Here is a 6593-nt window from a genome sequence, read left to right on the forward strand (position 1 = left end):
GATGCCGCGGCGCTGGCCGCCGCCGATGCCGCCTCGGGCGCGGTGCCGGGTGAGCCGTGCGCGTCGGCGTCCGCCGTCGCGGCCGCCGGTGGCGCCACCCTCATCGACTGCCGCCTCGACGGTCTCGTGGCGACTGTGCGGGTCGCCTATCCGTACGCGGGGCTGCGTGCCGAGGCGTCCGCCCGTGCCGGACCACCCGGCGACCCGCCCCCGTGACGGGACTCACAGCGTCCACCTCGCGATGCGGTGTGTAGGGTGTGCTTCGAACGAAAGGACGCCATCCGTGCCACAGGCAGCACCGCAAGGGAAGAAGCTCGTCATCGTCGAGTCCCCGACGAAGATGAAGTCGATTCAGAGCTACCTCGGCGACGATTACGAGGTGCTCAGCTCGGTCGGGCACATCCGTGACCTCGCCGACAAGAAGGACATCCCGGCCGAGAAGAAGCAGGCGTACGGGAAGTACTCCATCGACGTCGAGAACGGCTTCACCCCCTACTACGTGGAGAGCGAGCGCGGCCGCAAGACGGTCAGCGAGCTCAAGCGTGCGCTGAAGAACGCCGACGAACTGCTGCTGGCCACGGATGAGGACCGCGAGGGCGAGGCGATCGCGTGGCACCTGCTCGAGACGCTCAAGCCCAAGGTGCCCGTCAAGCGCATGGTGTTCCACGAGATCACCCAGGACGCGATCCGCGCGGCCGTCGACAACACGCGCGAGCTCGACCTGGCGCTCGTCGACGCGCAGGAGACCCGCCGCATCCTCGACCGGCTCTACGGATGGGACGTCTCGCCCGTGCTGTGGATGAAGGTGCGCCAGGGCACGTCTGCCGGGCGCGTGCAGTCGGCGGCGACCCGGCTGGTCGTCGACCGCGAGCGCGAGCGCATGGCTTTCGTCTCGGCGTCGTACTGGGACCTCGAGGCACTCGCGACCGGCGCCGACGAATCGTTCACGGCCCGCCTCGCACGGGTCGACGGGGCTCCGCTGGCCCGCGGCACCGACTTCGACGACCGCGGTCAGCTCAAGAAGGCCGTGCTCGTGCTCGACGAGACACAGGCCGGGCAGCTCGCCGCCGCCATCGAGGCGACCGGCGAGGCATCCGTCTCGGCTCTCGAGGCCAAGCCCGGAACCCGCAGCCCGAAGCCGCCGTTCACCACTTCCACGATGCAGCAGGAGGCCGGACGCAAGCTCTCGATGAGCGCCAAGCACGCGATGAGCGTCGCGCAGCGGCTCTACGAAAAGGGCTTCATCACCTATATGCGCACCGACTCGCAGTCGCTGTCGACCCAGGCGGTGCAGGCGGCGCGGGCGCAGGCGGTGGCGCTCTACGGCGACCGGGCGGTGCCGCCGAACCCGCGCCACTACCGCAGCAAGAGCAAGAATGCGCAGGAGGCGCACGAGGCGATCCGGCCCTCGGGCGACGACTTCCGCACGCCCGCACAGGTGTCGGGTCAGCTCGATCGCGACGAGCAGCGGCTGTACGACCTCATCTGGAAGCGCACGATCGCGAGCCAGATGTCGGACGCGAAGTACGAGACCACCACGGTGACGCTGCTCGTCGAGGCCGACGGCAGGAAGGCCGAGCTGACCGCGTCGGGCACCGTGTACACGTTCAAGGGTTTCATGGAGGCCTACCAGGAGGGTAGGGACGAGAATCGCGGCGATGCCGACAAGGCCGAGAACCAGGCGCTGCCGGCGATGGCGGTCGGCGACGTGCTGCGTCTCAGCGACATCGAGGCCAAGGGCCACAGCACGAGCCCCAAGCCCCGCTACACCGAGGCGAGCCTCGTGAAGGCGCTGGAGGAGAAGGGCATCGGCCGCCCCTCGACGTTTGCGAGCATCATCGACGTGATCATCAACCGCGAGTACGTGACCAAGCGCGGTCAGGCGCTCGTGCCCAGCTGGCTGGCCTTCAGCGTCGTGCGGCTGCTCGAACAGCACTTCCCGGACTTGGTCGACTACGACTTCACCGCGGCGCTCGAAGACGACCTCGACGCCATCGCCCGTGGGGAGCAGCAGCGCGCCGAGTGGCTGCAGGGCTTCTACTTCGGCTCTGACGAGCAGGTGGGTCTGCGCAACATCGTCGACAACCTCGGCGAGATCGATGCGCGCGAGCTGAACGCGACGCCGATCGCCGAGGGCGTGTCGCTGCGACTGGGCCGCTACGGCCCGTACCTCGAGGTCGTCGACCGCGAGAACCCCGAGGCGAAGCCGCGGATCGTGAACATCCCCGAGGGGCTCGCCCCCGACGAGCTCACCGCGCAGAAGGCGCAGGAGCTCATCGAGGCCCCCGTCGCGGGCGACCGCGTGCTGGGTGAGAACCCCGAGAACGGCAAGACGATCGTCGTCAAGGACGGCCGTTTCGGCCCGTACGTGCAAGAGCTCGAGCCTGTCGCCGAAGAGCCCGTGGCCGACGAGGCCCCGAAGAAGAAGAAGAAGACGAAGAAGGATGCGGCGCCCAAGCCGCGCACGGCCTCGCTCTTCAAGACGATGGCCGTCGACACGATCGACCTCGACACGGCGCTGCGTCTGCTCTCGCTGCCGCGCGTGGTGGGCGTCGACCCCGAGTCGGGCGAGAACATCACCGCGCAGAACGGCCGGTACGGCCCGTATCTGAAGAAGGGCACCGACTCGCGCACGCTGCAGAGCGAGCAGCAGCTGTTCGACATCACGCTCGACGAGGCGCTTGCGGTGTACGCGCAGCCCAAGTACGGCGCGCGGGGTGCATCGAGCGCGTTGAAGGAGTTCGAGGCCGACCCGGTCAGCGGCAAGCCCATCAAACTCAAGGATGGCCGGTTTGGCCCGTACGTGACCGACGGCGAGACGAACGCGACGATCCCGCGCGGCGAGAGCGTCGACGACGTCACCTTCGAGCGGGCCGTGCAGCTGATCGCCGACAAGCGTGCGAAGGGCCCGGCCCCGAAGCGCCGCAAGGCACCGGCGCGCAAGCCCGCCGCGAAGAAGAAATGATCCCTCGACAGGCTCGGGACGGCGCCGGGGTCTGGGTCACTTTCGAGGGGGGTGACGGTTCGGGCAAGACGACGCAGGCGGCCCTGCTGGAGCAGTGGCTCGAGGCATCCGGCCGCTCGGTCGTGCGCACCCGCGAGCCGGGCGGCACCGACGTCGGCGCGCTGGTGCGCGACATCGTGCTGCACCATCGCGGCGACATCGCGCCGCGCGCCGAGGCGCTGCTGTACGCCGCAGACCGCGCGCACCACGTCGAAACGCTCGTGCGCCCGGCGCTCGAGCGCGGCGACGTCGTCATCCAGGACCGCTACCTCGACTCGTCCGTCGCCTACCAGGGGGCGGGGCGGGTGCTCGACGCAGGGGAGGTGCGCAACCTGTCGCTGTGGGCTGCCGGCGGCGCCCTGCCGGATGTGACGGTGCTGCTCGACCTCGATCCGCAGCAGGCGCGAGCGAGGCTGGATGCCGCGGACAAGCCGTTCGACCGGCTCGAAGCCGAGCGCGCAGACTTCCACGCGCGCGTGCGCGCCGCCTACCTCGAGCTCGCCGCCGCCGACCCCGCGCGCTTCCTCGTGCTGGACGCCACCCGCCCCGCCGCCGAGCTCGCCGCTGCGGTGCGCGCCCGCGTCGAACCGCTGCTCGCGTGAGCGCCGGCGCTGTCGGGGCGAGCGCATAGGCTGGACGGCATGCAGGTGAGCCACGTCGAGGCGGTCGACACGCAGGCGCCGCCGCTGCCGTGGAGCGCGGTGTGGGGGCAGGACGCCGCGGTCGACACGCTGCGGGAGGCCGCATCCGACCCGTTCGCGATGACCCATGCCTGGCTCATCACCGGACCGCCCGGGTCGGGGCGCTCCACGCTGGCACAGGCGTTCGCGGCGGCTCTGATCGCCGAACCGGGCGACGAGCAGGTCATGCGGCAGGTGCTGGCCGGAACACATCCCGACCTGACGGCGCTGCGCGCCGAGGGCGTCGTGATCACGATCAAGGACGCCCGCGCCCTCGTCGAGAGGTCGTACTTCGCACCGTCGGCCGGTCGCTTCCGGGTCATGGTCGTCGAGGACGCCGACCGCATGGTCGAGCGCACCTCCAACGTGCTGCTCAAAGCCCTCGAGGAGCCGCCCGAGCGCACGGTCTGGGTGCTGTGCGCACCGAGTGAAGCCGACTTGCTGCCCACGATCCGCTCCCGGGTGCGCACGTTGCGCCTGCGTGAGCCCGACGTCGCCGACGTCGCCGCGCTCATCGCCCGGCGCACCGGGGCGGATGCGGCGGTCGCCGAGCAGTCGGCTCGACACGCGCAGCGGCACATCGGGATGGCGCAGCGGCTGGCGACGGATGCCGACGCACGCCGCCGACGCGACGAGACGCTGCGCGGTGTGGTCGGCGTGCGCGGCGTCGGCGACGCCGTCGCGGTCGCGGGGCGCATCGTGCAACTGGCCACCGAGGATGCCAAGGCGCTCACCGCCGAGCGCGACGAGGCGGAGCGCGCGAGCCTGCTGCGCACCGTCGGAGTCGCGGAGGGTGCGCGCGTGCCGCCCGCGGTGCGCGGCCAGCTGAACGCCCTCGAAGACGAGCAGAAGCGCAGGGCGACGCGCAGCCTGCGCGATGGCATCGATCGTGTGCTCACCGATCTGCAGTCGCTGTTCCGCGACGTCGTGATGCTGCAGCACGGGCGTGCCGAGGGGCTCATCAACCTCGAGCTGGAGGCCGAGCTGCGCGGGCTCGCCGGCGCGTGGACGCCGGGGCACACGCTGACCGTGCTCGATCGGCTCGGCGAGACGCGCCGCAACCTCGAGCAGAACGCCGCTCCCGTCCTCGCACTGGAGAGCATGCTGATCACCGTCACCACCGGGAGGACACCCTGATCACGTTCGTCCGCCGCACGCTGCTCGCCGTGGCGAGCCTGGCTGCGGCATCCCTCGTCCTGTCCGGCTGCCTGTACGCGATGATCCCCGGCGACAGTCCCGCGCCCGAGACCGCCGGCCCCGACACGTCCGGCGTCGACCCGGCCCTGTTGCCGTACTACTCGCAGACCCTGACCTGGGACTCGTGCGGCGCCGGTTTCGACTGCACGACCGTGATCGCCCCGCTCGACTACGCCGATCCCGCCCAGGGAGAGATCGAGCTCGCCGTCGCACGGCACCGGGCCACCGGCGACAGCCGGATCGGCTCGCTGTTGGTCAACCCGGGCGGGCCGGGGGCCAGTGGCGCCGGCTTCGTGCTCGACAGCGTCGACTACGCGATCGGCGCACCCGTGCAGGCGGCCTATGACGTCATCGGCTTCGACCCCCGCGGTGTCGGCGAGTCGACGGCCGTGCGGTGCTACGACGCGTCCGAGATGGACGCCTATCTGTTCGACATCCCCGCCGATCCGCGCGGTTCGGCCGGGTGGACCGACGAACTCGACGCGGCCAGCCGCGCGTTCGCCGAGGCCTGCGAGTCGAACAGCGACGGCATCCTTCCCTACATCACCACCGAGAACTCGGCCCGCGACATGGACCTGCTACGCGCGGTCCTCGGTGACGAGCAGCTGCACTACCTCGGGTTCTCGTACGGCACCTTCCTCGGGGCGACCTACGCGAAGCTGTTCCCCGAGCGTGTGGGGCGCCTCGTGCTCGACGGTGCCATCGACCCGTCCGTGTCGGGGCTCGAGGTCAGCACCACGCAGGGCCTCGGCTTCGAATCCGCGCTGCGCGCCTATATGGCCGACTGTCTCGAGCGCGACGACTGCCCGTTCACCGGCACCGTCGACGACGCGATGGGCGACCTCGCGACGCTGCTGGCGAGCGTCGACCGCCGGCCGATACCGGCGGCGGACGGGCGGATGCTTGGCGCCGACACCCTGATGACGGCGATCATCACACCCCTGTACGCCGAGGACAACTGGCCGGCGCTGACCGCCATGCTCGCCGAAGTGATGCAGGGCGGCGCCGAGTACGCGTTCTTCATCGCCGATATCTACTTCAATCGCGAGGACGGCGTGTACCTCGACAACCAGACCGAGGCTTTCCGCGCGTACAACTGCATGGACTACCCGGCCGACGAGACCCAGGCCGACATCGACGCCGCCTACGCCCTGCTCGACGCACAGGCGCCGACGATCGCGCCGTACTGGAAGGGCCCGGACCCGTGCGCGCAGTGGGTCTACCCGCCGACCGGCGTACGCGAGAAGATCACCGCCGACGGGGCGGCACCGATCGTCGTCGTCGGCACGACGAACGATCCGGCGACACCGTACGAGTGGTCGGTGTCACTCGCCGAGCAGCTGTCATCGGGTGTGCTCGTGTCGCGCTTCGGCGAGGGCCACACCGGCTACAACAAGGGCAACGTGTGCGTCGACGACGCGGTCGAGTCGTACCTGCTCGACGGCGTCGTGCCGGTCGACGGGCTCGAGTGCCGTTGACGGGTCCGCGCGTGTTCGCGGGGCCCCGTTCGACCCTGTAAGATCGTTGATCGTGCATCGCGCAGGCGATGTGCGCCGCCTTAGCTCAGTCGGCAGAGCGATTCACTCGTAATGAATAGGTCTGGGGTTCGATTCCCCAAGGCGGCTCCACATTCACCTGGCACCTCACCGCAGCAGGTGCGGTGGCACCGAGCCAGAGCGGCCAGGGCCGGTTCGGCGAGAAGCCGGCGCGAC

The 6593-nt window shown here is 70.4% G+C and carries 4 protein-coding genes, 1 tRNA gene and 1 pseudogene; all 6 read left to right on the forward strand.

Annotated features, from left to right (window positions below; all coding sequences use genetic code 11):
* A pseudogene (locus tag ACK5IN_RS03695) lies at window positions 1-216 on the forward strand (helicase); the annotation flags it as partial.
* A gap of 124 nt (window positions 217-340) precedes the next feature.
* Window positions 341-2965 carry a type I DNA topoisomerase gene (topA, locus tag ACK5IN_RS03700; RefSeq protein WP_416894872.1) on the forward strand — a complete coding sequence of 875 codons (2625 nt, stop codon included), beginning with the start codon at window positions 341-343 and terminating at the stop codon, window positions 2963-2965.
* Window positions 2962-3606, forward strand: coding sequence for a dTMP kinase (gene tmk, locus ACK5IN_RS03705; RefSeq protein ID WP_416894870.1), 645 nt, complete (start codon window positions 2962-2964; stop codon window positions 3604-3606). Before topA ends, tmk begins: the two co-directional genes overlap by 4 nt.
* A gap of 39 nt (window positions 3607-3645) precedes the next feature.
* Window positions 3646-4821: a DNA polymerase III subunit delta' gene (locus ACK5IN_RS03710; RefSeq protein WP_416894871.1), complete on the forward strand. Its 1176-nt coding sequence runs from the start codon at window positions 3646-3648 to the stop codon at window positions 4819-4821.
* An 80-nt stretch (window positions 4822-4901) separates the two neighbouring features.
* Entirely contained in the window at window positions 4902-6359 is a 1458-nt protein-coding gene (locus ACK5IN_RS03715) for an alpha/beta hydrolase (protein ID WP_416894873.1), read from the forward strand.
* Between the two features lie 74 nt (window positions 6360-6433).
* Window positions 6434-6509, forward strand: a tRNA-Thr gene (locus tag ACK5IN_RS03720).
* The last annotated feature ends 84 nt before the right edge of the window (window positions 6510-6593 follow it).

This window comes from Microbacterium sp., assembly GCF_047971895.1.
GTDB lineage: Bacteria > Actinomycetota > Actinomycetes > Actinomycetales > Microbacteriaceae > Microbacterium.